Below are 25,251 nucleotides of genomic sequence, written 5' to 3'. Positions count from 1 at the left end.
ACAACTCATGGTTGCGGAGGTGTTTTCAATATTCTCATTCTATAGGCATTCATCGCTGTTTCTCCCAGCTGGTCGAGCAGATTGTAGTTTGCATAAGCTCCTACAACAGCCCCAATCCCAGGCATCAACTGCAGCATCTTGGCAAAATCGATATAATCTCTGTACTCTTGCTGAAATTGCTGCCAATCCAGCTCGGTCAATTCAGCTTTTCTCACTTCCCAGTTTTCAATCAAGTCAAGCGTCTGCTTCCGATGTTCATCACTTGAAAAAGCCAGCTGAAATACATAAAGGATAAACAGACGTTCTTCATATTTTGATGGATCGAACCCATATACTGACGCTGCATCGAATAGAAACTTCATTTTTATCGATAAAAGCAACGGAAAATCCGCCATCCCGAGCAGTATTCCCCCGGCCCCAGTTCCAGCTCCCTCTACAGCCGCTGTCCTCTTGTAGGCTGACAGCTTTTTCAGAAGCTGCTGGTCTTTTTCTGCAAGTGTCAGACCTGTTCCCTGCTGTTTTCTCGTTGTATAATTCGATCCAGCCAGAGTTGCCTTGACCATATTTTTAATGCTCTCCGTCAAGAATTTATGGACTTTGTCTGGAATCAGCTCATTCACTTTCGTCTGTGCTCTTTTAGATGCACGCGCCAAAAGGCTAGCACGTTTATTCAGCTTCCGCTTCCAGTCAACTACCTCTTCATAAGCTTTCAATTCATATTCATTCAAAGCATTCACCCCTTGTCGTTACTAATACGTATCAAACAGAGAAACGATTCAAAAAAATCCTTTTCATAAAAGCTTAAAGCGATTACGAAAAGGATTTTTAATTAGGATTTCAGTTTGCTCTGGCTGTAAAAATAAACAAAAAACAGCGAAAACGCGATTCCGGAAGCCAGTACAATTGCTGCTGACAGCCATTCACCTTTAATCAGGACTGCCCCCGCAAAAACAACTGCCTGGAAGATCATGATTCCCAATAGCAAGCTTGTGAAGGATTTCTTTCTTGCATTTTCAGGAACTGGGTACAGCCCGACCCATAATTTGTTTTGGTGATGGTTCCATAACGGCAAAAGCTGGAATCCTGTCAAATACATGAATAACAAAGCGAGTAAAATTTGCCCCGGCCCATATGTAAGGAAATAAAGCGCGGCTCCCCCTATCAGTGAAAGGCGGACCAGCAAGCCAAAATAATCGCCGGACCTTGCGAAGGTTCTTAAGTATAGATGGCTGAAGGCAAGGTCCTGTCTGTACGGTATGACATTAACCAGCCAGTCAAGCCATTTTCTCCTTTTCGTGCGGTCCCGCAGCTTCGGAACATCCGTAAACATGTTGGCAACACGGTAAAAGGCGTTCATCCGTCTTTCTTCGTCCTCGATCAACTGCTCCCACTTCAAACCTTTATCCACTGCCTGTTTTTTATAGTAGAAATACAGCAAGATTAAGACAGCAGCTGGAACGGCAGCAAAAATCAGCTGGGCCCCTGAAAAGATAAAATACAAAAGCACCACATTGATACAGAAACGAAGGATACTGTCAGTCAACCTTACATTTTTCTCGATAAAATACTGTACATTCCATCGTATCAATATATTGAACCATTTTATCAGGATGAGTGCGACCAATAAGATGAAAAACGATTTGAAGTCAGCGCCATGTATTTTCACATGCAGCGGCATTAGCACCGCGAGTACCAGGAGCAATAAATAGGATTGCAGGCTCAGGCTGAATGTGATCGATTTTTTGAAATAAACATTCAACCTTGTTTCTAGCGGCAGCAGGAATATTTTATCCGCCTCGGTCAAAAATGTCTGGATTGGACTGTATGTAAGTACGAACGCAAGAATCAATGCGATGATCCATGCCGCCGGGAAATCGGGCTGAAGCGTTTTAATCCATTCTTGATAGTAAAAAGCCGCCGTTCCTAATAAAAACAGTACGACAATCACTAAATGGCCATTAAAGATGTATCGCAGGTAGCTTCCGGTTTCCTTGGCAAAGGTGCCGAAACGCTCCTTCCATAATTGCTGCGGATTAAACATAGACTTCTTCCTTTGTCAGTTGGATATACAGGTCATCCAGTGTTGCTCCAGGCATCTTGAACTGCTCTCGCAGCTCTTCAAGCGTCCCATGTGCCCTGACCTCTCCATTATGAAGAATGACAAAACGATCACAATAACGTTCAGCCGTTGCGAGGATATGTGTCGACATGAGAATGCCGGCACCATTTTCTTTCATCTTGTCCATCAGATCCAACAAAGATTGAATTCCAAGGGGATCGAGTCCGACAAATGGCTCATCGACAATATAAAGGGAGGGTTGTACCAAAAATGCGCACATGATCATTACCTTTTGCTTCATCCCTTTGGAAAAATGGGCAGGAAACCATTTTAGCCTTTTGCTCATCCTGAATTCCTTCAACAAAGCATCAATGCGCTTTTCATACTCCTTTTCCTCAAGTCCATAGGCCATTGCGGTCAGCCTCAGATGCTCTTCCAGTGTCAACTCTTCATAAAGAATAGGTGTCTCTGGCACAAAGGTGAACTGTTTCCTATATTCCTCCTTGCCTTCCAAGAAGGTCCTGCCATTGATTTTAATGTCACCTTTATGAGGTTCCATCAAACCGATCACATGCTTGATTGTCGTACTTTTTCCGGCACCGTTCAGGCCGATCAATCCCACGATTTCATTTGCATTGACCGTGAAGCTCACATTTTTTAAAACCGGATTCCTTGTATATCCACCGGTCACCTCGTTAATTTCCAATAAAGACATGTGCAACGTCCTTCCCAGTTCGTATTTCTGTACCGTTATTTTAACAAATACAACTCCATTAGGAAAAGCTTCAACTTATTTCGAAACTTTTTCGCATATATGTTTTCAATCGGGGCATCATAATTTTTGAAGGGGAAACAAGCAATAATTCGAAATGAGGTGTCTGTTAAAGACATATAATTCGATTTATAAGCACACTGATTTCAACGTTCAAATAAGGGGATGGTTGCATTGCGCTACGTAAATGTTAACCCAGCCGTTCAGTAACATCACTCCACATTCTGAAATGAGGTGTGTGTCGCAGATCACTTCCCGCTTTATAAGTTGTGAAACCGACTAAAGCAGACAGGGGATGGTCCGATTGAACCAGGTACTGAATAACCCATCATTTTTGTAAATTCAAATGAATTGACAAATGAGGTGTTTATCAAAGGTAAACCTGCTGAGAACGTCAATGAACAGTAAATCGTTTTCCCTTCAGGGGACAGGATTCCATGCGGATCCTGTCCTTTCTTTCTTTATGTTTATTGGCAAAATGTGATAAAATACCAGAAACATGATCAATGGAAAGGGTGGAACAAATGAGTGATTGTATTTTTTGCAAAATCATCAATGGCGACATTCCCTCAAGCAAGGTTTACGAGGACGAGAATGTACTGGCATTCCTTGATATCAGCCAGGTAACGAAAGGACATACACTTGTCATCCCTAAAGTACATAAGGAAAATGTCTATGAATTAACAGATGAAGTGGCAGCGAATGTATTTAAAGCAGTTCCAAAAGTCGCCAATGCAATCAAGGCTGCCTATGACCCGATAGGATTGAATGTCCTGCAAAACAATGGTGAAGCCGCCGGACAATCTGTCTTCCACTTCCATATGCACTTGATTCCGCGCTATGGCAATGGCGATGGCTTCGGCGCTGTCTGGAAAACCCACCAGGATCAATATACATCGGACGATTATCAAAAAATCGCTGCTGAAATCAACAGCAAGATATAGACTTCCGCAATTACGGGAGTTTTTTTGTTGTTAGAATCAACTTTTACATGGGGCAATTTTCTATCTACCCACTTTACGTTTGTACGATTGCTTTCCTATCGGACACTTTTGACCGTGCCTCCCTCACGTTTGTCCGATAGAGCCTTCCTATCGGACACTTTTTGCCGTTCTTCCCTCGCGTTTGTCCGATAGAGCTTTCCTATCGGACACTTTTTGCCGTTCTTCCCTCGCGTTTGTCCGATAGAGCTTTCCTATCGGTCACTTTTTGTCGTTTCTCCCTCGCGTTTGTCCGTTAGAGCCTTCCTATCGGACACTTTTTGCCGTTCCTCCCCTCGCGTTTGTCCGTTAGAGCCTTCCTATCGTTTAGGAAGCATTGGGTATGCCTGTCCATATAGCTATCTGTCTCTTTTCGCCATATGTAAAATAATATGTACTCCTTGAAATTTATTTAAACTTTTCTGAAAACATTAGAAATCCCATTCCTTTTCTGGTAGCATGATAGTAACTTTAATACATTAAAGAAATGCCGTATCTTATTTTTCGGAGGGATGATCTTGAAACGTGCTCTTAATTTCAACGCTGGCCCGGCTGCATTGCCTGAAGCCGTATTAGCGAAAGCGGAAAAAGAAATGATGAATTATCAAAGCCTCGGTATGGGAGTCATGGAATTAAGCCACCGCAGCAAGGAGTTTGAAGACATCAATGATCGGACAAATAGTCTGTTGCGCAACCTGCTTTCCATCCCGGATGATTACGAGGTCCTTTTATTACAGGGCGGTGCAAGTCTGCAGTTTTCAATGGTACCGATGAACCTCCTTGAAGAGGGAGCATCTGCGAGCTATGTCTTGACGGGCACATGGTCTGAAAAAGCACTGAAAGAAGCACAGAAAATAGGAAATGCTGTAATAGCTGCTTCTTCCAAACATGGCAACTATAAATCAATCCCCAGCCTATCTGAATTCGATATACCCGCGGGTTCTTCCTACCTCCACATCACGACGAACAATACCATCTATGGAACTCAGTGGCATACCCTGCCCGAAAGCCTGAATATCCCGCTTGTTGCGGACATGTCCAGCGACATTCTTAGCAGGCCAGTAAATGTTTCATCATTCGGACTCATCTATGCAGGTGCGCAGAAAAATCTTGGCCCATCCGGAGTAACCGTTGTGATCATCCGCAAAGATTTGCTCAAGCGCTCTAAACCAGAACTGCCTTCTATGCTTAACTATCAGGTTTACTCTGAATCAAAATCGCTTTATAACACGCCCCCCACGTTATCGATTTATTTCCTGATGCTTGTCCTTGAATGGGCTGAAGAGCTGGGTGGGGTAAAACAGCTTGAAATGATGAATAAAGAAAAAGCTGCATTGCTTTACGATGTGATCGACAGAAGTGAGGGGTTTTATAAAGGGCATGCGGAAAAACAGAGCCGTTCATTGATGAATATCACTTTTACACTGGATAATGAGGATTTGACTTCGGTCTTCCTCCGTGAGGCTGAGGAATCCGGCTTTATAGGGCTTGCCGGCCACAGATCTGTCGGTGGCTGCAGGGCCTCGACTTATAACGCTGTTCCTCTTGAGAACATTGAAAAACTTGCCGACTTCATGAATTACTTTAGAAACAGAAATTGACAGAATATTAACCCTTTACTCTATTAAAATATATGTTATAATTGGAGAAAGCTTTTCGCTGCAGGCAAAGAGAGCACTGCAGGAGGAGTACTAGTTAGCTAGAATAGCAGAGGAGAGATGAGAAATGAATACGAAGAATCTTGTAGCATTGTCACTTTTGGTGGGGATGGGAGCAGTCTTGCATGTGGTCGTGCCCGGTTTTTTCCTGGGGATGAAGCCTGATATGATGCTGACGATGATGTTCCTTGGAATCATCCTGTTTCCAGACAAAAAGAGTGTATTATTGGTTGGAGCCGTAACTGGGCTGATCTCTGGATTGACGACTACTTTCCCAGGAGGGCTTGTTCCGAACATAATTGATAAGCCTGTTACTGCGTTTGTCTTTTTCGGAATCCTGATGGCGCTGAAAAACTTCAAGTTTTCCATTTATACTGCAGCTGCCCTTACAGCAATCGGTACCATCGTTTCGGGAATCGTTTTCCTTGGTTCTGCCTATTACCTAATCGGCCTGCCTGGACCGTTCACTGCATTATTCGCAGGGGTTGTCTTACCAGCCGCAGCATTCAACGCCGTTTTCATTGCCATTCTTTATCCAGTGGCTACGAACATTTTTAAAAGAGCAAAGCTCGCTGAAATTTAATTAAAATTTTTAGCCCCTGTCTTATAACGGACAGGGGCTTTATTTTGCTCTATTGGAATGTGTAAAAAATAATCCCGATCAGTAAAAAAACGGCTCCTCCCCCTGCCAGCGTCCCTGCTCTTTTCCGCAGAAGCGCTTTAGGTGGATACATCCCCGGCTTCTTTAACGCAAGGAGATGATGGACGGCCCCCACAAAGAAAGCAACGCTGATGAGCAACACCACATTTGTAAAAATCCCCACTCCCCTCCTCTCCTCCCTGAACATGACGTTATTATCATTTTATGTCTGCTAATTTAAGGCTATGAAGCTAATAACGTTTATTTGTGCGAGAATAGGAAATTAAATATAAAAGAAAAGAGGAATCCGAATTCATTTGGAGAACTTATACAGAAAAATTGTAGAGGTGGTCAACACATGAAAGCGAAAAATGTTTTAGCGGGAATGGTTGTAGGCGGAGTTGTAGCTGGAATTGCTACGCTGCTTGCGGCACCGAAATCAGGATATGAAACAAGAAGGACTCTTCTGGCAAATAAAGATGAATACCTAGGGTCCATCAAGGATATTAAGGATGCGGCTGTTGAATTGAAAAACACGGTGGCCACCGCATCCAAGGAGGGCAAAGACTCCATCCAAACATTTATCACAGATGTTAAGACGGCGATCTTTGAGTGGAAGCTTCAAACAGAGGAAAACATGCAAGGTCTACAAGAGGATATCAAGGAGCTTGAGGATTCAATTAAAGATTTGGAAACCGAATTGGCAGCTGAAAATTCAAAAGAAAACTAATCAGAACAATCCTTCCCCTAAAGTTATTTTTTTTTCGGTGGGAAGGATTTTCTTTTTTTATCAAGAAAGATATATTATGCAAATAGCAATTTTGTTATGACAATTAAATCATTACATAAAAACAACCCGACTTTAGATGGAATTTAACAAATTCAAAAAATTTTGTAAATTTATATCTTTATTAATTTTTGTTTTATTGGCATAATGAAAATAGAAACAATAAAGTAGGTGAATATGAGAATGGGAGATAAAAATTATTCTATGAAAGAAGCAATGATGTTTAGTCAAAGAATTGCCCAGCTGAGCAAAGCCTTATGGAAGTCTGTAGAGAAGGACTGGCAGCAATGGATCAAACCATTCGACCTTAATATCAATGAGCATCATATCTTATGGATCGCTTATCATTTGAATGGAGCTTCGATTTCTGATGTTGCTAAGTTTGGCGTCATGCATGTGTCCACTGCTTTCAATTTCTCGAAGAAGCTTGAGGAACGCGGTTATTTAAAGTTTTCCAAAAAGGAAAGCGACAAAAGAAATACGTATATCCAACTTACGGAAGAAGGAGAAGGTATATTACTCGCCCTAATGGAAAGCTATGAGCCAGATAATAATGCTGTTTTTTCAGGGGCCATGCCATTGAAGGAACTATATGGCAAGTTCCCGGACATCATTGAAATCATGGCTATTGTCCGCAATATTTATGGTGATGACTTTATGGAAATATTCGAGAAGTCTTTTTCGAATATTGATAGGAAGTTTTCCGATGAGGACGGCACACTTAAAAAAATAGATCCAGCCGAAAAGGAGTATGCTTAATCATTATGTATGATGGCACTCATGAATAGAGGAAGGATAACCGCTCGGAGACACAAACCTTTTCCACTTCCTCTGGCTGCATTCCTAATGGAATCATCTTATAAAGCGGATGAATGAAAATTAACCCTTCCGCTTTTTGTTCTTCCTATTGTTTGCTCATTTTCTCACATTAAAATCATTACCCTACAATTTGGCAAGTTATCCCTTACATAACCCTCCAGCATAGAGTAAGTGACTTTATAAAAAACTATCTTTTTCTTAAAATATTTGTTATTGTATTTAAGATAAAAAGATTGCTAAGGAGGGATTCTTCGATGATCTCCATTTTATTGATGTTTGTCCTTTTTGCTGCTTTCATTCTTTTCTATATAAACAAGCTTACAGACTCCCTCTGCATCCAGAAGGAGATACCTGAAGACAAACATGCGAATATTTTCAGGACGATCAATATTTTAGTTACAATTTTGCTGATTTCATCTTTTGTTGAAATCTTGTATACGTGACTACACTGAAGTTAAGGAGTTTCTAGGAGACGACACTAGAGACAAATCGAAAAGCGGAGGCGTCTGCCCAACTCCGACAAGCGCTCGAGGGCCTGACAGTGAAATGGTTCTTTAACTTCAATGGCAGGATCGAAGTGTCTTGAGGAGTTAGGAGCCGCAGCTAGGCAAGCGCCTCGAGGGTTAGGTGCTGGAGCTGGACATTTCTCGAAGTTGAAAAAGTATACTAATTACATACATTAAGCGGTGAGGTTTCCCTCACCGCTTTTTATTTCAAGTTTTTATTAATTAGCCCTCATTAAGGCATGCAGAAAGCATTGCCCCTAAGTGCCTACAGCCAAGAAGCACCGATGATGATTAACAGAATGAACAAGACAACGAGCAATGCAAAGCCGCCGCCATATCCATGTCCTCCTCCAGACATTGAGGTTCCTCCTTTCTGCTTTGGGAACTTGCTTTAAAATGATGATTCAGGAGTACGGGAGAGTGTTAGTCCCCCCATACTCGTTAATCAGAAATTAAAGCCAAGCTGCACCCACGATGATTAACAGAATGAATAACACGACAATTAACGCGAAGCCGCCGCCGTATCCTGCACCCATATTAACACCTCCTTCCAAAGTGGTTATGATATCTTATTCAAGTAATGTCATATCCGCATAGGCAACTATCCTGCATTTCTTGGATTTTGTTGTTTATAGGTAAGCGGCACCTACAACAATCAGCAAGATGAACAGGACAACGATTAACGCAAAGCCTGAATTATAGTGGCCCATTTTCAACTACCTCCTTTTTTTCTCTTCTCGATATCCTATGCACCGCTGAACAAACGGTATAGATATTCGCCCATCTCCATAAATACCCAATATTATCCATTACTTATTTTTTGTAGAAAATTGAAATTATGTTATAGTAGAGTTTGTGGATTAAAACGGCCACTAGAATTTTCTGTTTAGGAGATGTTCACCATGAAAAAAATGATAATTTCCCTCACGGTTGCAGCCGGAGTAATGGGACTAGGTGCATGCAGCAACGATAATGCTGATTCTTCAGAAGTGATCGTTGAGTCGAAAGCGGGCAACATCACGAAAGAAGAGCTTTATCAATCAATGAAGGAAAAGTATGGAGAGCAAGCGCTTCAAGAATTGCTATACCAGAAAGTTCTTGCGGAAAATTATGAAGTAACTGATAAAGAGGTTGAGGAAAAAGTGGCCGAGCTTAAGGAAGAGCTTGGAGAGAACTTCGAACTCGTTCTACAGCAGAACCAGCTTAAAGACGAAGAGGAATTAAAAGAGGTCCTGAAAGACCAGCTTCTAATGGAAAAAGCTGCGCTTAAAGATGTGAAAGTCAGCGAAGAAGAAGTCAAAAAGCGTTATGAAGAATACAAACCTGAAATCAAAGCAAGCCATATTCTTGTAGAAGATGAGAAGACTGCACAAGAAGTGAAGAAAAAACTTGATGAAGGCGCAAAGTTTGAAGACTTAGCGAAGGAATACTCACAGGATCCTGGTTCAGCTGCACAAGGCGGAGATCTTGGATTCTTCGGACCTGGTAAAATGGTACCAGAATTCGAAGAGGCTGCTTATGCCTTGGAAGTAAACAAAATCAGCGAACCTGTAAAATCACAGCACGGTTACCACATCATCAAGGTAACGGAAAAGAAAGAAAAAAAATCTTACGAAGAAATGAAGGACGAGCTAGAGTATGAGTTGAAGCTTGCTCAGCTGGACTCTAACAAGATTCAAGAAGTCCTGAAGCGTGAGCTTGATGCGGCTAACGTTAAAATCAAGGATAAAGACCTTAAAGGTGCTGCTGAATTCCCAGAAGCAGAAGCACAAACACCACAATAATTAAGAAAAACCTAAGAGCCTTGGTCAGCCCCGACAAGCGCTGGAGCTGACAATTCTCGCAGTAGAATATATACTTTCTTATCCCATAAAAAAAACGCTGGCTCCATTTCCGGAGCCAGCGTTTTTTATGCTTCCGCTGAATGTTCGCGCCTTTCCTTTTCCCGCTCGAGCCTTTTCATGTAAAGCTCGCCCTCACGCTCAATGCTTTCCATTTCTTCTTTTCTTTCTTCTTTTCCTGTTTTCACTGCCATGAAGGCACTGAATACGATTCCTGCTGCGACTGCTATTACCCAGATTGGAATTGACATTTTTGCATACCCTCCATTTAAAGGTTGTCCTAATTGAACTCTTATTGTATTCATATGAGGGATATTTCCAAATATGCCTTTTGAGGAGTAAAAAGTTACATAACAAAAAGGCCTCTCCATATAAACGGAGAAAGACCTTTTGCTTTTTACTTATGGAAAACAGGCTTATAAAAGGAACGGTTATCAAGCGCGAATACTCTTTCGGAGAACTCGCCTGGTTTAACCCGTGACAGCGCCCGGTCCAGCATATTCATTTTCGCATCGAGATTATCGATATAATGCAGGATTTCTGCCTCTTTGATCATTGGCGGTTTCGGGCTGCCCCACTCTGCCTTGCCATGGTGACTTAAGACCATATGCTGAAGAATGATGGTTTCCTCTCCACTAATGCCTAACTCATCGGCAGCCTTGCCAATCTCATTGACCATGATCGATATGTGTCCGAGCAAATTCCCTTCCACTGTATAGGTGGTAGAAATCGGACCTGATAATTCTATGACTTTCCCCAAATCATGAAGGATGACTCCTGCATACAAAAGATCCTTATCAAGGCTTGGATATAGTGTTGCGATCGACTTCGCAAGGTCAAGCATCGAGACAACATGATACGCAAGTCCTGAGACAAATTCGTGATGGTTCTTTGTTGCTGCAGGATATTCCATAAAGGCATTCATATGCTTTTTCAGAAGATGTCTTGTGACTCTCTGGATATTAGGGTTCTTCATTTCGAATATATATTGGGTAAGCTTGCTGCTCATTTCATCCTGGCTGACTGGGGCTGTCTCAAGAAAATCAGATAGTTTGACAGAGTCAATTGGTGAAGCAGGCCGTATTTGCCTGATTTTCAGCTGGTTGCGCCCTCGGTAATTCTGGATATCCCCCTGTACTTTCACAATGCTTTCAGCACAATAAGTACTTTCATCTTCCTCGGAAACATCCCAAAGCTTCGCCTCGATCTCCCCGCTCTGATCCTGGAGGATGAGTGTCAAAAACGGCTTACCGTTGCTGGCAATCCCTTTTGACGAATGTTTGATCAATAAAAACAATTCTACCTGGTCCCCTGTTTCGTGATTCAAAATTCCTTTATTCATAGTTAACAGCCCTCTCCTCTCTGCAACAGTATAACATACAGAGTCTATTGTCTCTGATTCTCAAACCATGCCATTTTTAAACTATATTTGTACTTTTTTCTTGCAGATTGACGATTTCATTATCCGCAAAATAATCCAATAGATGTCGATGGCATGTAAAAATGAGAATTTGGTTCTCATTGCTCATTTCCCTAAGCAGCCTTATCGTTCGGTTCGTCCGGTTATGGTCAAAATTGACAAAGCTGTCATCGATGATAATCGGAAATGGATAGCGGTCATGGTGGTCTGCAGCAAGTGCAAGCCTGATGGATACATAGACTTGTTCTGCCGTTGCCTGGCTCAGCTCATTCGCTTCAAATAAAACATGATCATTCCTTTCAATCAGGAAGCCGCTGCCAGAAACTTGTGGAATGATTCTCACATAGTTGCCATCAGTCAATACCGACAAGAAGCTTTCAGCCTTGGCCAGCATTCTCGGCATCCGCTCATCCTTATAACGGTCAATTGTCCTCGAGAGCAAATCCTTGGCAATCGCAAACTTCGCCCATTCTTTCGCATCTTCTGTGAACTCATGCTGAAGCTGCCTATATTTATGAAGCAAATCACTATATATGCCGCCTTCCTCAAGCACCTTCATCTTATGCTTTACATCGGCTATTTGGTCAAATTTTGCGGATAGCTCTCGCTTTCTCTTAACTAGCTCCGATTCGTTCTCCTCAATCTGTTCCTCAAGCGGAATCCCAGTCAGGATCTTTACACGATCCTCATCCGTAATCCCTGAAACAAGCAGTTGATGATTTATATCCTCCAGCCTGGCTCTCCAACCTTTTACCAATGAGGTATTCTCCGCTTTCTGCCTGAATGCATCCTCATCCTCTGTTCCGGCCTGTTCAAGTAATCTATCCTTTTCTTGGCTGGTCACTTCCTCTTCCTTTTTAAGAGATAATGACTCTTCCTCCATTTCCTCCAGTTTCCCGGTAAGTTCACGGTACCTAGAATTCTGGTCAATTGCATCACGCAAAGTTCGCTTTAATAGTCCCGCTGCCTCCACAGGAGAAAGATTGCCATTATGAAGGAATCGTTCCGCAAGCATTTTCAGGCTGCTTTCCATTTCGGATATAGATCCTATCACATTTTTCAAGCTTTCTTTTATTCTCTTTCTTTCACGGAAATATTGCTTTTGTTTTTCTATTAATTGATAGGCATCCACTACTTTAATCGGAACGGATAGATCCGTTAATCCAAATTGTTTCAGTAATTCCGACTTTCTCTGTTTTAGTTGTGCTTCATCTGCTTCCCATGCTTCAAATTGCTGAACTACTTTTTCAAAACGATCATGCTGCTGCCCGATTTTAATCATCAGTTCTCGATGTCGCAGCCTCGCCTCCTCGTCCTTAGCCAATACGCTCTTGATCATATATGCATTGCCTTCCGGCTGGCTGTTCAAGCTTTCCTTCAACGCTCTTTCCCGCTCCAGCAGAATGGATAGAGCTCTGTCCTCCATTGGCATTTTCTCTGTGGACTTTAAACGCGCTGCCAGCAAAAACACCAAGCCTGCTATCCCTATTCCGGCTAGAAACCAAGCGCCTTTTGTGATTCCCCAGAGTGAAACAATAAGAAAAATGCTTCCGAGCAGGAGCAATTGAGTATGATCTTTCTTCTGTTGCTGCTTACGTCTGGCTTTTTCACTTTTTTCCTTCATTTTGGCCGATTCAATCTGGTCCATGACGTATTGTAATTCGGATTGGATTCTTTCCTTGTTTTCCAGCAGGTCCAGGTCATTCACCAGGACTGTTCGTTTTGCTTCATCGAGGAGTATTTCTTTTGCCGCTTCTGCCTTTGCTTCAAGCTCTGCCAGCGCCTTTTTCTCTTCTTCAAAAGCAGATTCCAGCTCCAGCTTTTTATTGACTAATCTTTGCTCTGTCTGCTGCACCTTGTCGGCTTGTTCCTTTATGAAGATGCTTGTATTGATTTCGTGGATATTTCCCTCATTGAAATCCATATGAAGCTTGTCATTCAGCTGATTTATTTCTTCTGTAATTTCCACCAGCTTGGATTCCAGAAGCCTTTTTTCCTGTTTCAGTTGTTCATATAATGGCAGATTTTCAATTCGTGATTGAATTTCCGTTTCCATTTCCAGTAATTCTGAGTTTGGCCTGTGCTCTTCCAGATCTTTAAGGACTTGATCCTTTTTATCATTTATCCTTAACTTTCTAGCCTGGATCGACTTAAGCTGCTCGTCCAATTTTTCAAGCCGCTTCAGTCCATCCTCCGGAAAAAAGGACAAATCATGCAAATTGATTTTCCCGTCCAATGCTACAGCTTCTAGGACCAGCTTTTCATTGCGTTTATATTCACGAAGCTTCATCCCATTCTGCTCAAGGATTGAAATCTCTTTCTCCAACTGAGAAATTTTATTATTCACTTCCTCTTTCGTGCTCATCAACTCTGAATATTGATCATTCTGTTGCTCAGCATTTTTCAACGAATTCTGGATGTCTTTCAACTCTTTTAACTTCTCATTCAGCAATGGCCGTTTCCCACTGGGCTTGAATCGCAATTCCATTTCCTTGAGCAGCAATCCCTCCGTGTTGAAGAGTTTGTCTGTACCAAGGGTTCCTGCTGAAAATAAGTACCTGCCAAGTTCTTCACCTTTCAGCGCATGGATATTTTGCAGTCCATGGACATTGAATGAAAAAATGGCCTGGTATATGCTTTTATCCATTCGCATTAAAAGTTCTTTAAGTAGTTCTTCGCCGCCAATCGTTCCGTTCTCTAGAGATACAGTCACATCCCCTGCAGCCTTGCCTTTCACCCTTTCGATGACAGCCACTCCCCTATCAGGAAAAAAGGCTTTGATCTTGCCGCCATACTTTGGGTTCTTTTTTGGCTCATAGCGAATTTCTGCACTTTGCTTGGCCGGAAAACCGAACAGGATACTGTGGATGAATGACATGATGGTCGATTTACCAGCTTCATTTTCACCATAAAAAACCTGCATTTGATCGAAGGAATTAATCACATAATCCTCGAACTTGCCGTATCCGTATATATGCAATTCAATGAGTTTCATCATCCTGCCTCCTTTCTTTAGTTTTTCAGCAGCAGCTGGAGCAGGATCTTCTCGGCATCCTCAACCAGTTCTTGCTTTTCACGTTCTGACATCATCTCTATATGCCTCCTTGCCTGGCTGTGCTGGAATAGCGGAGACAACGGATCTCGTAAATCATCATATTCCTCAATTGTAGTGAACAGCTCCTGATAAAAATCGCTTTGCTTAATCAGTTCGGCACGATCGACAGCAATATCTTCGGTAAACTTCAGCCTGTGCACCCAGACAAAGGAATCCTCATCTTTTTCTGCTTCCTGCAGGAGTTCCAGAAGTTCGCCATTGGCTATTTTTTCAGTCACATCTGACAGGCTGGAATTCAGGCCTACAATCCGGATATCCAGCAGGACACCTTTTCCTACTCGTCTTTTTCCATCGATTTCATTCAGACATTTCTCATACAATGCATTGAAACTTACTAAATCTTGCCCATCAATGACGATCTCATCCCAAATCACATCGGCAGTGTCAAAAAAGGAAACTTCTGTACCCCCTTCTGTCAAATGAACGAAAGAGACCCCTTTTTCCCCAAGCTCCTTCCTGTTCAGTCCTTGAGGGTTTCCAGGATAGACAACATAAGGCTGGTGTGATAAAAGCGCTCTTTTATGGATATGACCAAGTGCCCAGTAATCATAGTCTTTTTCGATAAGCTCAGATAATCTGAAGGGTGCATATTTACCATGATCACTCACACCTTCAAAATGGCCATGAAGCAAACCAATGTGAAAGTCCGCACCATCAATCTTCGGATAGTTCTCGATCCACCGTTCCGTGACATGCCGCTCTGGATAACTAAAACCGTATAGATGGACAAGAGTACCATCAGCCTTCCTAAAGTCGACCTTTTCCACCTGATCTGAGAAAAAGTGAACATTGTCTGGAAAATCTAAAGTCACAGATTTTGCGCCTAGATGATCATGGTTTCCGTGGATTGCATATACCTTAATCCCTTTGTCCGCCAGTTTTTCCATTTCATTGCGGAGAACGGCCTGGGCTCGAATGCTCCTGTCCTCTCCATCGAATAGATCACCCGCCATGACGACAAAATCCACTTCAAGCTCAATTGCAGTATTTGTGATATTTTTCAAAGCTGTAAATGTGCTCTCCTGAAGCCGATGAAAGATGGCTTTGGGCAGATGCCGCAGGCCGACCATCGGGCTATCAAGATGAAGATCGGCAGTATGTAAAAATTTAACCCGTTTCATTGGATGATTCCTTTCCTTTCCTTTCCTGTCCTGTTTTCCTTTATTTTATCACTCCAAAAATACGAATGCACGTTCTACCGCAAAAAAAGTAAGCGGCTTGGTCAGCATCTGACAATCCCTTGAGCTGGACACGTGGCGCAAACACTTTTTAACGAAAAAAAACTGCAGTCCTCATTTGACTGCAGTTCCTCTTTATCCAAGATAGATGGTCTCCACGGTTTCTTCCTGCACCTTTCCGCCTGATTCCCAAACATGATAGGCTTTTGCTTCCGGGCGTGAGCTTACCGCTTTAATTAGCTGCTCATCGATATAGTGCAATGCGGCACCGTCATCTGCGGCATATCCAGCAGCCATTCTTCCACAGCCTACGAATTCCTGATAAGAAGGACGACGATCCTTTTCACCATCATAATGCGGGCAATTACTCCCTTTTAAGAATCCGAGGGTCTTTAACGGTTGTAGTCCACTGCCAAAAGAATCTGTTAAGCCTTCCTCGAACCAGCAGATTGAGCCCGCGCTTACTCCAGCCATTATTTTTCCATCCTGCCAGGCTTTACGCATGATTGCATCAAGACCCCACTCCTTCCACAAGGCCAGAAGGTTCTTTGTATTCCCTCCGCCTACATAAATGATATCCTTATCCATCACATAGTCTTCCAAATCTCTTGTTGGAGGACGGAACAATGAAAGATGGGAAGGGCTGCATTCATGGTTTTCAAAAGCGTTATAGAATCTCGAAATATAATTTTCCGCATCGCCGCTGGCTGTCGGCACAAAGCAAACTTTGGGCGTGCGGGTATCCGCCTGACTCAAAATATACAAATCCAACAGCGGATTTTCCGGCTCCATCGAAAAACCTCCGCCGCCCATAGCAATAATCTGTCTCACCATGAACACTCTCCTTCTATACAACTAATCAATGTGTGAATGAAATCTGGGTTCGCATGATCATTCAGGATTCCATTTTCTCTCTAATACATATTCCACAAATCAAATCGAATTCCCTGTAAAAAAAGCCGCAATCACTGGATCGCGGCTTTTCTCTTTATTCGTTTTTCGTTAGTTGCAGTGCTTTTTTGATGTCCTTAAAGGAATTGGATTTTCCGTACATCAGCACTCCGCCTCGGTATACCCTAGCACCGAATACTGCCAGGAAGGCAATTGTTGCCACAAGGATACCGATTGATAAAGCGATTTCCCAGAATGGGATGTTCAGCATCCCGACACGCAGGAACATCAGCATTGGTGAGAAAAACGGGATGAAGGATGTATATTTCACAAATGGCGCTTCCGGCTGACCCAAGCCGAACATCGCCATCATGAAACCTGCCACCACCAGAAGTGTCATCGGTGTGATCATTTGCTGGACATCTTCAATCCGGCTGACAAGTGAGCCAAGGAAAGCTGCCATCGTGGCATACAGGAAGTATCCTAATATGAAGAAGATAACCGCGTAAATGATCGTGCTGGCTGCGACATTCCCAAAACCGAAGAACTCAAAGAACCCGCCCTCCATGCTTTCGAGATTCTGCTTGATTGAGAAGTACCCAACCAGCAAGAGGACTGCAAGTTGAGTCAGACTTAACAGCCCAATGCCCAGAATTTTTGCGAACATTTGCTTGATCGGTGATACGCTTGAGATCATGATTTCCATTACTCTTGATGATTTTTCAGTCGCGACCTCCATTGCGATCATATTGGCATACATGATCACCGCAAAATAAATGATGAAAAGAAGGACATAGACTAATCCTCGTGCCTGATTCAGTTCCTCTTCTGTCTTGGCATCTTCTTCAAGTGCCGATTTTTCGAATTCAACTGGTGCGTACAACTCTTCCAATTGATCCGGAGCGATATTGATTTGTGTGGAAGCCATTGCCGTCTTAATCTGCTGTAATCCAGCCTGGAGGTCTCCAGGAACAGCAGAATCAGCAATGCTCATCGCCTGGTAGGCAGCTGCAGGGAGCTCTTCATTGTTCAAGCTCAGTTGAAGAAGTCCTTTATATTCCCCTTCCTCGACAGCTTTCCTTGCGCTTTCTTCATTCCCATCAAACTCTTCCAGGACCAACTCTTCGTTAACCAACTTCATCTGCTGCTTCAGAGGCTCAAAAAGCTGGCCGGTCTCATCGATGACAATGATTTTATCCGCTTCATCACCTTTGTTGAAAAAATCGATGATGTTCGTCATATTCGTGAGCGCCAGCATAATCCCTGCGGTCAGGATGGTGGTAACCAGGAAGGATTTTGTTTTCAGCTTACTCATGTATGTATGGATCAGGATAATGAAGAAATTATTCATATGAATCACCCACCTTTTCTATGAAAATATCATTGAGGCTTGGTTCTTCAAGGACGAACTTACGGATAAAGCCTTTACCAACAATCTCTTTCAAAATGGATTCAGCAACTTGCTCACCTGTGATTTGCAGATGTATTCCTTCTGCCGTTGATTTCGCTCTCGACACTCCGGGATATTCCTTTAAGAAAGATGTATCAAAATCAGCATGGATGACCAAATTCTTTTTACCAAAAGATCGCTTGATTTCTTTCAGAGAACCATGAACGACAGGTCTTCCTTTGTGCATGATGCAAATATGTTCACACATTTCCTCAACATGCTCCATGCGGTGACTGGCAAATACAATCGTCGTACCCGCATTTTTCAGCTCAAGCACCGCTTCCTTCAATTGTTCAACGTTGACAGGATCCAATCCGCTGAAAGGCTCATCAAGGATCAACAGCTTTGGCTTATGGATGACCGCGGCGATGAACTGGATTTTTTGCTGGTTCCCCTTCGAAAGCTCTTCAACCTTTTTATCAGCATATTCTGGAACTTTAAAACGATTAAGCCAGTACTCAAGCTCCTTGAGAGCTGCTTGTTTTTGCATCCCTCTCAACCTGGCAAGATAGACAATCTGTTCCCGGACTTTTAATTTTGGATAAAGCCCTCTTTCCTCCGGAAGGTAACCAATGATACTGCTCGTGTCATAATTGATCGGCTTCCCATCCCAGGTAATCTTTCCTTCCGAGACATCCAGCAACCCGAGAATCATCCGGAAAGTAGTCGTCTTCCCTGCACCATTAGCACCAAGGAAACCGAACATCTCTTTTTCTGGTATATTGAGCGATAGCTGGTTCACTGCTGTAAAGTTGCCAAATCTCTTTGTAACCTGTTCAAGCTGTAACACCATAATCATCTTCCTCCTTTTCCATTAAATTACTACGAAATGAATATGCAAATAGTTTCATATTTTTGTTTTGCATATTTAAAAAAGTTATGCAAAAATAATAGTAATCATCTGAATTTTGCAAGAAAAGCGCAAGCGCCTTGGGATGACCGAAACTTATTGGAACTTGGCGCTGGAGCTGGACAATTCTCGAAGTTAATTTTATACTTACTAATCTTTTAAAAAGGGGAAGTTGTGATGGATACTTACAAACTGACAGCCTTTGAACCTAATGGGGAAAAACTGATTGACGAGTCTTTCCAAGCAGCCAATGATGAAGAAGCAAAGGAAATTGGCGCAAAAATGCTGGAAGAAAAAAACCTCAGTGAAAAGACGCACCGCTGCACATCACCGAGAGGCAAGCTGGTTCTTTTCCGTCCATAAGAAAAGCAAAGAGGCTCCTATCCTCTTTGCTTTTTTTGTTTATTTCCCTTTGAATTGCGGCTTCCTCTTTTCAAGGAAAGCAGCGATGCCCTCCTGGTGGTCTTCTGTCTGACGCATTTTAAACTGCCCGTATTTCTCCAGTTCAAGGATTTTCAACAGGGCAGGTCTGTTTTTCTCAGCAAGAATTTTCTTTGTTTTAATCATAGCCTGGACTGGCTTATTCAACCATTCTTGTATTTTCGCCTCCACCGCTTCTGTAAAATCTCCATCTGGCACCTCGTCAATAAGGCCAAGTGTGAATGCATCATTAGCAGAAAGGGTTTTTCCATCCCAAATCAGCTGCTTCGCCTTCGTTTCTCCAAGGCGCTCCTCCATGAAGAAGTGGCCTCCTCCATCCGGAATCAAACCGATTCCAATAAAATTCATGGCAATCTTGCTCGATGGCTCAGCGATTATGTAATCTGTCGCAAGAGCTAGACTAAAGCCCAACCCGGCCGCAGCACCCGTAACTGCGCTGATTGTCACTTTTGGCATGCTGTACAACGTCACGATCATATCATGGATATCGTCCATCACATGATAGAAATCGCTTTCATTTGTATTGGAAAGCATTGTCTTGATGTCCCCGCCTGCTGAGAAGGCACGCCCAGCTCCTTTAATCAGCACGATATCAATCTCATCAGACTTGCAGATTTCCTTCAGGTTCATCGTGATTCCCTTGATCATTTCCACATCAAGTGCATTCAGTGCTTCAGGCCTGTTCAACTCAAGAACCGCCAGTCGACCATTAATATCTAATTTTACAGTGTCCGTTGAAAATTCAATCGCCACCATTCATCCCCTCCATTTATCCTTATATTTTTATTATATAGGGAGAAGTTATATTTAAAAACCTTTTTCTCACTATTTTGATTTTTTAAAGAATGAGTGAATGGAACGTTCATTAATTTGTTCTTCAAAAACAAAAAAACTCCCGAATTTATCTTCGGGAGCTAGTTTTATTAAATAATGAGTCGAGAATCTCGATTTTCTTATTCGCGTATTCTTCAAAACTGTCGTTATATGATTTCGGATCCTTTGGATTCGAAAATTGGGTGATGACACCTGTTTCGGGATCAATGAACTTGCTCGATGCTCCGCATCCAAGACCGATGATGGTTTGCTGCTCTTCCATGATGATGATATTGTACAGGCTCTCTTGTTCCGGGAAAGCATAGCCTACATTCTCCAGGTTTCCAAGAATGTTCTTCTGCCTGTACAGATAGTATGGCACGTAGTCATGTTCCTTTGTCCATGATTCAGCCATATTCATCATTCTTTCTATTTCATCGCGCCCAGCAACTTTATACTTCTGTTTATTCCTTGTCATTTCTGAAGCTCTTTTAAAAGAAAGAGTATGAACCGTCAAGGATTCCGGCATTAGCTTTTCCGTTTCAGAAAGGGTATGGGCAAATTCCTCTGTCCCTTCTCCTGGAAGGCCGATGATCAAATCCATATTGATGTTGTTCATTCCCATTTCGCGGGCAAGATGGAATTTTTCAATCGTTTCTTCCACTGTATGGTGACGCCCGATGGCCTTCAATGTTTCCTGGATGTAAGACTGAGGGTTGATGCTGATGCGATCGATATTCCACTTTTTCAGCACCTCCAGTTTCTCAGGTGTGATTGTATCCGGCCGGCCGGCTTCGACAGTTACTTCCCTGATCTTCTCGACATCCGGGAATGACTGCTGAACCTCTTCATACAGCATATCCATTTCTTCAGCGGTAATCGATGTCGGTGTGCCCCCACCATAGTAAACGGTCGTAATCTTGATATCATTCTTCTTCAGCCAGTCCCCGATTTGGCGGATTTCATGATGAAGCCCGCCAAGGAAAGAATCCACAGAACCCTGGCGACCGTTGATAGCATAAGCAGGGAAGGTGCAGTAAGCACACTTCGTTGGGCAAAATGGGATGCCAATATATATGCTTACACCATTTTTCAAATCGTACAAATCAGGCAGGACCGCAAGCTGACGGTCAACGATCTGCTGCATGAGCTGGATTTTTTCATCCGATATCAAATACTGTTCCTTCAACTCTTTATGAGCAAACTGCTGGTCCATACCTTCACGGAGCTTTTTATGCAAAAGCTTTGTAGGGCGGACGCCAGTTAGAATACCCCATTTCTGGATCATTCCTGTCCAGTCTTGGAGCACTTTTAAATAAGCTCTTGAAATGACGGTTTTAAGCAATTTGAATTCTTCCTTATCGCTCAAACCTGTTGGGATTTCTTTATTAGCCTCTGCTGTAAAAGTCTTCCCTTCTGCTACAAGGGCTGCTTTTACAATAAACTGCCCTTCGACATTATTGACATCGAATTCAATTGTTGCATTGGCTTCATGTTCCGTCCCGCTTAATACTACTACGGATTCTTCAAAAAACAAATTAGCGATCAATCCTAAGGGACGCTGAAATCTGTCATCTTGTATACCTTTTATATTAATTCTCATTAGATTCACCTTTTTCAATTAAACATGCTTCAATAAGTGTAATAGAAGTATGATTCAAAGGTCAAGATAGTGCAAAAGGTACCAGTTTTCGGTGCAAGTCTGGATGAGTATTATAGACGTCCGGCTTATTTTCCTTAAAAACCTATATATTCCTTAACTCTGCATTTATTTTCCGAAGAACTCGCATATATTCCTCCTGATCTAGAGTCTAAATCCCGATAAATTCCTAAACACAACAAAAGCATGCCTGCGAATAACGTCAGGCATGCTTACTATTTTTACATTTTTATAATATTCATCTTTCTGAGAAATTCGATTGGCTGTTGTTTGCGAAAGTGTTCCTTGACCATATAGCTTACACCATGCTGATTGTTCGAGCGGGTCACCCAGTCGGCAGCCTTTTTTACTTCGACTGATGCATTCCCCATTGCGACGCCAAGTCCGGCCGCTTCAATCATATCGATATCGTCATAGCCATCACCTATTGCGACCATTTCCTTTAGTGGGATTCCAAGGTGTTCCCCAAGTTGAATCAGTCCGTTCAATTTTGAGACACCTTCGGGCATGATATCGAGCCTGTAGTCATTAAGCCTTGACAGGGACACCTCTGAGAACATCCCGTTTATCGCTTGCTGGGCATCCTTCAAGTCCTCTTCATATTCGAAATAGACTTCAATTTTAGGAGGCGCGACTGGATCATTGACCAATGCTTCACTGATAGAATCGGTGAATTGCTGTGAGTAAAAGATCGGGTCCCCAGAAGTGAAAACTGTTTTCGCCAGCAGATTGTGGTTTAATTTATACTTGTTTGCCAGTGAAAACTTTTCATGAACAAGCCGGATTTGGCACGGGAAGCTCTCAAGGAACCTGACGAGCTGGAAGGTGACATCCTCAGAAATCCGTTTTTCAAAAACAGGATCACTGCGAAGATCATTAGAAATATAAGAACCTAGATGCGTCACAAGCAATGAATTTATTTTCAGCGCTTTAGCCACTTTTTTGGCTGATGGAAAGCTTCTTGAAGTTACTAGAGTCACGTACACTCCTTTTTGCTGAACGTACTCAATCGCATCCCTTGTGGATTTATGAAGCCTCCCATTTGATTGGAGAATCGTTCCATCCACATTAAGCGCAAGAAGACGGTAAATCATATTTATGCCCCCATTTCTTCGGTGTTTTTGTCCTTATTTAACTTGTATGATAGAAAGCAAGAGAATAGAACATGGGCAGGATATTGAAATTAGCTTCCTTCCGAAACCGGGACCACCGAGGGAATGAGGGCACTGCATTGATAATCCCCTCCCCACAAAAAGAGTCATATATGACGGACAGTTTTTCTTCTTTTTCACTGATTTATGTCCGTCATGACCTTGATGACAGACAGTTTTTCTTCTTTTTCACTGATTTATGTCCGTCATGACCTTGATGACGGACAGTTTCTCTTCTTTTACACTGATTTGTGTCCGTCATGACCTTGATGACGGACAGTTTTTCTTCTTTTTCACTGATTTTTGTCCGTCATGACCTTGATGACGGACAGTTTCTCTTCTTTTACACTGATTTGTGTCCGTCATGACCTTGATGACGGACAGTTTCCCTTCTTTTCCGCTGATTTTTGCCCGTCATGACCTTGATGACGGACAGTTTTTCTTCTTTTTCACTGATTTATGTCCGTCATGACCTTGATGACGGACAGTTGATCCATTACTCCAATAACAAAAAAACTCCCGCACATCGGCGGGAGTCCTGATATTTATTATTGCTGCTGGTTCGGGTTACCGTAAAGCTCTTCAAGAGGCTTCATGATGATTTGATTAAGCTCAGCAATGACCATGCTCATTCTTTGTTCTGCTTCCATCAGCTTAGAAATCAGTTCGTGCTGCTGGACAAGCGCTACTGTCTTTTGCGCCTGCTCTACTTCTTCCTGGGTAATTTCCTGCCCAGTCATTTGCTTTTCCTGAAGCTGCATCTGGATATTGCGGAAGTTTTCAAACATTCTTTTTGCTGATTCATCGCTATTCACAGCATCATAAAGCTTTTTTAGTTCCGTGTATTCCGAACTGTTCCTGATTGCTTTTTCCAATTCGTAGGCTGAATCATAAGTATTGACTGCCATTTAAATCACTCCTTCTACGTTAAACGCTCCACTCCACTATAACAAACTATGTTGCTGATTGCCAAAAGTTCGGGTCTGGCGAGATCAGTTCTTACCATTAAAATCACCAATAACCACTACTATTCATAGGATGCAATATGTGTGTTTGCCTATTTACAATAGGGTTCTACCTTGAAGCCTAAAAGAAAATGAGGAGAAGCTATGACGCCAGCAAAATCGAGAAGCTTACCCAACAATCCTATCATCGCTTTGCTGACTGAAATAAATGAAAATCATGCACCTGACTTTGGTAAAGTCCACTCCTTTTGCGAAGAGCTTCACCAGGGAGTTTCTGAATTAGGGGGAAGCTTTTATGTTTTTTCACTCAAAGGCTTTTCTGATCAAGGAGTGGAGGGCTTTTCTTATGATGATAAAGAGGATGGATGGAAAAAAGGGTTCTTCCCTCTTCCAGCTGTCATATATAATCGCGTATCGTCACGGAGAACCGAAATCAGCAAAGGATTTAAGGGATTTTTAAATAAATTGGATGCTCTCGGAATAAAGATATTTAATCACCGCTTCCTTTCGAAGTGGGAAATTCATGAATCTTTAATGAAAGAAGACCACTTGCATCCTTTCATACCAGAAACACATCTTTATTCTGAAAGTCTGCTCGAAAGCATGCTTGAAAAGCATGATGAGTTATACATTAAACCAGTACACGGCAGCCAGGGCCGCAATATTATCCAGGTAGGTAAAACAGATGGGATCTTCCATGCATCCCTTTCTTCACTGCCTACAAGTGACCTTCGAGAATTCAAACATGTATCAGAACTAGCCCGTTCCATTGCTCCCATCGTCGGAAAACGGCTTTGTATCATTCAGCAGGGAATACAGCTATCGGAACTAAATGGCAGAAGGATGGACTTCAGGGTCCTTTGCCATAAAAATGCCCAGCACTTCTGGAAGGTTACCTCCATCGTCGCCAGGGTTTCCGCTGAACAATTATTCGTATCAAATATAGCCCGCGGCGGCGAAATCATGAAGCCCGGCTATACACTGGCATTGATATTCGGAAGAGAGCAAGCGAAACATCAACTGGCGCTGATGAAGGAGCTGGCCCTTGAGACGGCAGAAGTCATCAGCAAATATACGGAGGGACTAACAGGCGAGTTGGGGATTGATATTGGAATCGATATAAAAGGAAACTTGTGGCTAATCGAAGCAAATTCCAAGCCCTCAAAAAACTTTGAAGAACGGGGAGCCAAAATCAGGCCCTCAACAAAATCCATCATTGAGCATTGCTACGGACTTTGCCAGTCATAAATCAAAA

Annotated in this window: 27 protein-coding genes; 9 read left to right on the top strand and 18 right to left on the bottom strand. The window is 42.5% G+C overall.

Annotation, left to right across the window (positions count from 1 at the left end; genetic code table 11):
- Positions 1-5: 5 nt before the first annotated feature.
- The 3 genes from LGO15_RS06420 to LGO15_RS06410 all read right to left on the bottom strand — a co-directional run bounded on the left by LGO15_RS06420 (position 6) and on the right by LGO15_RS06410 (position 2,774).
- A complete protein-coding gene (locus LGO15_RS06420) occupies positions 6-728 on the bottom strand; it encodes an EcsC family protein (protein ID WP_226087121.1) in 723 nt (240 codons plus the stop codon).
- A 101-nt stretch (positions 729-829) separates the two neighbouring features.
- Complete coding sequence (locus LGO15_RS06415; protein ID WP_226087120.1) at positions 830-2,041, bottom strand: ABC transporter permease; 1,212 nt, start codon at positions 2,039-2,041, stop codon at positions 830-832.
- A complete protein-coding gene (locus LGO15_RS06410; RefSeq protein WP_226087119.1) occupies positions 2,034-2,774 on the bottom strand; it encodes an ABC transporter ATP-binding protein in 741 nt (246 codons plus the stop codon). Before LGO15_RS06410 ends, LGO15_RS06415 begins: the two co-directional genes overlap by 8 nt.
- Before the next feature lie 581 nt (positions 2,775-3,355).
- On the opposite strand from LGO15_RS06410, the gene LGO15_RS06405 reads away from it, so the two are divergent.
- The 3 genes from LGO15_RS06405 to LGO15_RS06395 all read left to right on the top strand — a co-directional run bounded on the left by LGO15_RS06405 (position 3,356) and on the right by LGO15_RS06395 (position 6,052).
- Positions 3,356-3,775, top strand: a complete 420-nt coding sequence (locus LGO15_RS06405) for an HIT family protein (protein WP_167832087.1) — start codon at positions 3,356-3,358, stop codon at positions 3,773-3,775.
- Positions 3,776-4,329: 554 nt separating this feature from the next.
- On the top strand, positions 4,330-5,412 hold the full coding sequence (serC, locus tag LGO15_RS06400; protein WP_226087118.1) for a 3-phosphoserine/phosphohydroxythreonine transaminase: 1,083 nt from the start codon (positions 4,330-4,332) through the stop codon (positions 5,410-5,412).
- 124 nt (positions 5,413-5,536) lie between these two features.
- Entirely contained in the window at positions 5,537-6,052 is a 516-nt protein-coding gene (locus LGO15_RS06395) for a tryptophan transporter (protein WP_167832085.1), read from the top strand.
- Positions 6,053-6,101: 49 nt separating this feature from the next.
- Here LGO15_RS06395 and LGO15_RS06390 read toward each other — a convergent pair whose 3' ends face one another.
- Entirely contained in the window at positions 6,102-6,293 is a 192-nt protein-coding gene (locus LGO15_RS06390) for a membrane protein YhzF (protein WP_226087117.1), read from the bottom strand.
- A 174-nt stretch (positions 6,294-6,467) separates the two neighbouring features.
- On the opposite strand from LGO15_RS06390, the gene LGO15_RS06385 reads away from it, so the two are divergent.
- The 3 genes from LGO15_RS06385 to LGO15_RS06375 all read left to right on the top strand — a co-directional run bounded on the left by LGO15_RS06385 (position 6,468) and on the right by LGO15_RS06375 (position 8,158).
- The gene (locus tag LGO15_RS06385; RefSeq protein WP_167832084.1) at positions 6,468-6,839 is read left to right on the top strand and encodes a YtxH domain-containing protein; all 372 of its coding nucleotides are present in this window, start codon (positions 6,468-6,470) and stop codon (positions 6,837-6,839) included.
- Between the two features lie 240 nt (positions 6,840-7,079).
- On the top strand, positions 7,080-7,655 hold the full coding sequence (locus tag LGO15_RS06380) for an HTH-type transcriptional regulator Hpr (RefSeq protein WP_167832083.1): 576 nt from the start codon (positions 7,080-7,082) through the stop codon (positions 7,653-7,655).
- Positions 7,656-7,969: 314 nt separating this feature from the next.
- A complete protein-coding gene (locus LGO15_RS06375) occupies positions 7,970-8,158 on the top strand; it encodes a hypothetical protein (protein WP_226087116.1) in 189 nt (62 codons plus the stop codon).
- A gap of 328 nt (positions 8,159-8,486) precedes the next feature.
- On the opposite strand, the gene LGO15_RS06370 is transcribed toward LGO15_RS06375, so the two are convergent.
- From LGO15_RS06370 to LGO15_RS06360, 3 genes are all read right to left on the bottom strand, one after another.
- Positions 8,487-8,579 carry a YjcZ family sporulation protein gene (locus tag LGO15_RS06370; RefSeq protein ID WP_023615405.1) on the bottom strand — a complete coding sequence of 31 codons (93 nt, stop codon included), beginning with the start codon at positions 8,577-8,579 and terminating at the stop codon, positions 8,487-8,489.
- Between the two features lie 94 nt (positions 8,580-8,673).
- Positions 8,674-8,757 carry a YjcZ family sporulation protein gene (locus LGO15_RS06365; RefSeq protein WP_064503397.1) on the bottom strand — a complete coding sequence of 28 codons (84 nt, stop codon included), beginning with the start codon at positions 8,755-8,757 and terminating at the stop codon, positions 8,674-8,676.
- Between the two features lie 93 nt (positions 8,758-8,850).
- Positions 8,851-8,931 carry a YjcZ family sporulation protein gene (locus LGO15_RS06360; protein WP_023615406.1) on the bottom strand — a complete coding sequence of 27 codons (81 nt, stop codon included), beginning with the start codon at positions 8,929-8,931 and terminating at the stop codon, positions 8,851-8,853.
- Between the two features lie 192 nt (positions 8,932-9,123).
- Between LGO15_RS06360 and LGO15_RS06355 the strand changes: the two genes are divergently transcribed.
- A complete protein-coding gene (locus tag LGO15_RS06355) occupies positions 9,124-10,005 on the top strand; it encodes a peptidylprolyl isomerase (RefSeq protein ID WP_167832081.1) in 882 nt (293 codons plus the stop codon).
- 125 nt (positions 10,006-10,130) lie between these two features.
- On the opposite strand, the gene LGO15_RS06350 is transcribed toward LGO15_RS06355, so the two are convergent.
- The 7 genes from LGO15_RS06350 to LGO15_RS06320 all read right to left on the bottom strand — a co-directional run bounded on the left by LGO15_RS06350 (position 10,131) and on the right by LGO15_RS06320 (position 18,909).
- Positions 10,131-10,313: a sporulation YhaL family protein gene (locus LGO15_RS06350; RefSeq protein ID WP_102261744.1), complete on the bottom strand. Its 183-nt coding sequence runs from the start codon at positions 10,311-10,313 to the stop codon at positions 10,131-10,133.
- A 146-nt stretch (positions 10,314-10,459) separates the two neighbouring features.
- Positions 10,460-11,404, bottom strand: a complete 945-nt coding sequence (yhaM, locus tag LGO15_RS06345; RefSeq protein ID WP_226087115.1) for a 3'-5' exoribonuclease YhaM — start codon at positions 11,402-11,404, stop codon at positions 10,460-10,462.
- A 76-nt stretch (positions 11,405-11,480) separates the two neighbouring features.
- Positions 11,481-14,480, bottom strand: coding sequence for an ATP-binding protein (locus LGO15_RS06340; RefSeq protein WP_226087114.1), 3,000 nt, complete (start codon positions 14,478-14,480; stop codon positions 11,481-11,483).
- A 14-nt stretch (positions 14,481-14,494) separates the two neighbouring features.
- Positions 14,495-15,718 (bottom strand): metallophosphoesterase family protein, encoded by a 1,224-nt coding sequence (locus LGO15_RS06335; protein ID WP_226087113.1) that lies wholly within the window; start codon positions 15,716-15,718, stop codon positions 14,495-14,497.
- A gap of 192 nt (positions 15,719-15,910) precedes the next feature.
- Positions 15,911-16,606, bottom strand: a complete 696-nt coding sequence (locus LGO15_RS06330; RefSeq protein WP_167832204.1) for a Type 1 glutamine amidotransferase-like domain-containing protein — start codon at positions 16,604-16,606, stop codon at positions 15,911-15,913.
- A 157-nt stretch (positions 16,607-16,763) separates the two neighbouring features.
- The gene (locus tag LGO15_RS06325; protein ID WP_226087112.1) at positions 16,764-18,017 is read right to left on the bottom strand and encodes an ABC transporter permease; all 1,254 of its coding nucleotides are present in this window, start codon (positions 18,015-18,017) and stop codon (positions 16,764-16,766) included.
- Positions 18,010-18,909 carry an ABC transporter ATP-binding protein gene (locus LGO15_RS06320; protein WP_167832076.1) on the bottom strand — a complete coding sequence of 300 codons (900 nt, stop codon included), beginning with the start codon at positions 18,907-18,909 and terminating at the stop codon, positions 18,010-18,012. The genes LGO15_RS06325 and LGO15_RS06320 overlap by 8 nt, the downstream gene beginning before the upstream one ends.
- Positions 18,910-19,143: 234 nt before the next feature.
- On the opposite strand from LGO15_RS06320, the gene LGO15_RS06315 reads away from it, so the two are divergent.
- A complete protein-coding gene (locus LGO15_RS06315; RefSeq protein ID WP_167832075.1) occupies positions 19,144-19,329 on the top strand; it encodes a YhzD family protein in 186 nt (61 codons plus the stop codon).
- A gap of 39 nt (positions 19,330-19,368) precedes the next feature.
- Here LGO15_RS06315 and LGO15_RS06310 read toward each other — a convergent pair whose 3' ends face one another.
- The 4 genes from LGO15_RS06310 to LGO15_RS06295 all read right to left on the bottom strand — a co-directional run bounded on the left by LGO15_RS06310 (position 19,369) and on the right by LGO15_RS06295 (position 23,939).
- On the bottom strand, positions 19,369-20,163 hold the full coding sequence (locus LGO15_RS06310) for an enoyl-CoA hydratase (protein WP_413231374.1): 795 nt from the start codon (positions 20,161-20,163) through the stop codon (positions 19,369-19,371).
- Positions 20,164-20,308: 145 nt separating this feature from the next.
- Positions 20,309-21,823 (bottom strand): coproporphyrinogen III oxidase, encoded by a 1,515-nt coding sequence (locus LGO15_RS06305; protein ID WP_226087111.1) that lies wholly within the window; start codon positions 21,821-21,823, stop codon positions 20,309-20,311.
- 278 nt (positions 21,824-22,101) lie between these two features.
- A complete protein-coding gene (locus tag LGO15_RS06300; RefSeq protein ID WP_226087110.1) occupies positions 22,102-22,974 on the bottom strand; it encodes a Cof-type HAD-IIB family hydrolase in 873 nt (290 codons plus the stop codon).
- 605 nt (positions 22,975-23,579) lie between these two features.
- Positions 23,580-23,939, bottom strand: a complete 360-nt coding sequence (locus LGO15_RS06295; protein WP_167832072.1) for a YlbF/YmcA family competence regulator — start codon at positions 23,937-23,939, stop codon at positions 23,580-23,582.
- A gap of 201 nt (positions 23,940-24,140) precedes the next feature.
- Between LGO15_RS06295 and LGO15_RS06290 the strand changes: the two genes are divergently transcribed.
- Positions 24,141-25,244: a YheC/YheD family endospore coat-associated protein gene (locus tag LGO15_RS06290; protein ID WP_167832071.1), complete on the top strand. Its 1,104-nt coding sequence runs from the start codon at positions 24,141-24,143 to the stop codon at positions 25,242-25,244.
- Positions 25,245-25,251 lie beyond the last annotated feature (7 nt).

Origin of the sequence: Mesobacillus sp. S13, from assembly GCF_020422885.1 — a bacterium.
In the GTDB taxonomy this organism is placed as follows: domain Bacteria; phylum Bacillota; class Bacilli; order Bacillales; family Cytobacillaceae; genus Mesobacillus; species Mesobacillus selenatarsenatis_A.
Note: the sequence above shows the minus strand (reverse complement) of the source record. Positions and strands in the feature narration are given on the sequence as shown.

Excerpts from the sequence above, each read along its gene's own strand:
- LGO15_RS06415 (WP_226087120.1), bottom strand. The coding sequence starts at position 2,041 with ATGTTTAATCCGCAGCAATTATGGAAGGAGCGTTTCGGCACCTTTGCC.
- LGO15_RS06410 (WP_226087119.1), bottom strand. The coding sequence starts at position 2,774 with ATGTCTTTATTGGAAATTAACGAGGTGACCGGTGGATATACAAGGAAT.
- LGO15_RS06405 (WP_167832087.1), top strand. The coding sequence starts at position 3,356 with ATGAGTGATTGTATTTTTTGCAAAATCATCAATGGCGACATTCCCTCA.
- LGO15_RS06395 (WP_167832085.1), top strand. The coding sequence starts at position 5,537 with ATGAATACGAAGAATCTTGTAGCATTGTCACTTTTGGTGGGGATGGGA.
- LGO15_RS06385 (WP_167832084.1), top strand. The coding sequence starts at position 6,468 with ATGAAAGCGAAAAATGTTTTAGCGGGAATGGTTGTAGGCGGAGTTGTA.
- LGO15_RS06380 (WP_167832083.1), top strand. The coding sequence starts at position 7,080 with ATGGGAGATAAAAATTATTCTATGAAAGAAGCAATGATGTTTAGTCAA.
- LGO15_RS06375 (WP_226087116.1), top strand. The coding sequence starts at position 7,970 with ATGATCTCCATTTTATTGATGTTTGTCCTTTTTGCTGCTTTCATTCTT.
- LGO15_RS06370 (WP_023615405.1), bottom strand. The coding sequence starts at position 8,579 with ATGTCTGGAGGAGGACATGGATATGGCGGCGGCTTTGCATTGCTCGTT.
- LGO15_RS06365 (WP_064503397.1), bottom strand. The coding sequence starts at position 8,757 with ATGGGTGCAGGATACGGCGGCGGCTTCGCGTTAATTGTCGTGTTATTC.
- LGO15_RS06360 (WP_023615406.1), bottom strand. The coding sequence starts at position 8,931 with ATGGGCCACTATAATTCAGGCTTTGCGTTAATCGTTGTCCTGTTCATC.
- LGO15_RS06355 (WP_167832081.1), top strand. The coding sequence starts at position 9,124 with ATGAAAAAAATGATAATTTCCCTCACGGTTGCAGCCGGAGTAATGGGA.
- LGO15_RS06350 (WP_102261744.1), bottom strand. The coding sequence starts at position 10,313 with ATGTCAATTCCAATCTGGGTAATAGCAGTCGCAGCAGGAATCGTATTC.
- yhaM (WP_226087115.1), bottom strand. The coding sequence starts at position 11,404 with ATGAATAAAGGAATTTTGAATCACGAAACAGGGGACCAGGTAGAATTG.
- LGO15_RS06340 (WP_226087114.1), bottom strand. The coding sequence starts at position 14,480 with ATGATGAAACTCATTGAATTGCATATATACGGATACGGCAAGTTCGAG.
- LGO15_RS06335 (WP_226087113.1), bottom strand. The coding sequence starts at position 15,718 with ATGAAACGGGTTAAATTTTTACATACTGCCGATCTTCATCTTGATAGC.
- LGO15_RS06325 (WP_226087112.1), bottom strand. The coding sequence starts at position 18,017 with ATGAATAATTTCTTCATTATCCTGATCCATACATACATGAGTAAGCTG.
- LGO15_RS06320 (WP_167832076.1), bottom strand. The coding sequence starts at position 18,909 with ATGGTGTTACAGCTTGAACAGGTTACAAAGAGATTTGGCAACTTTACA.
- LGO15_RS06315 (WP_167832075.1), top strand. The coding sequence starts at position 19,144 with ATGGATACTTACAAACTGACAGCCTTTGAACCTAATGGGGAAAAACTG.
- LGO15_RS06310 (WP_413231374.1), bottom strand. The coding sequence starts at position 20,163 with ATGGTGGCGATTGAATTTTCAACGGACACTGTAAAATTAGATATTAAT.
- LGO15_RS06305 (WP_226087111.1), bottom strand. The coding sequence starts at position 21,823 with ATGAGAATTAATATAAAAGGTATACAAGATGACAGATTTCAGCGTCCC.
- LGO15_RS06300 (WP_226087110.1), bottom strand. The coding sequence starts at position 22,974 with ATGATTTACCGTCTTCTTGCGCTTAATGTGGATGGAACGATTCTCCAA.
- LGO15_RS06295 (WP_167832072.1), bottom strand. The coding sequence starts at position 23,939 with ATGGCAGTCAATACTTATGATTCAGCCTACGAATTGGAAAAAGCAATC.
- LGO15_RS06290 (WP_167832071.1), top strand. The coding sequence starts at position 24,141 with ATGACGCCAGCAAAATCGAGAAGCTTACCCAACAATCCTATCATCGCT.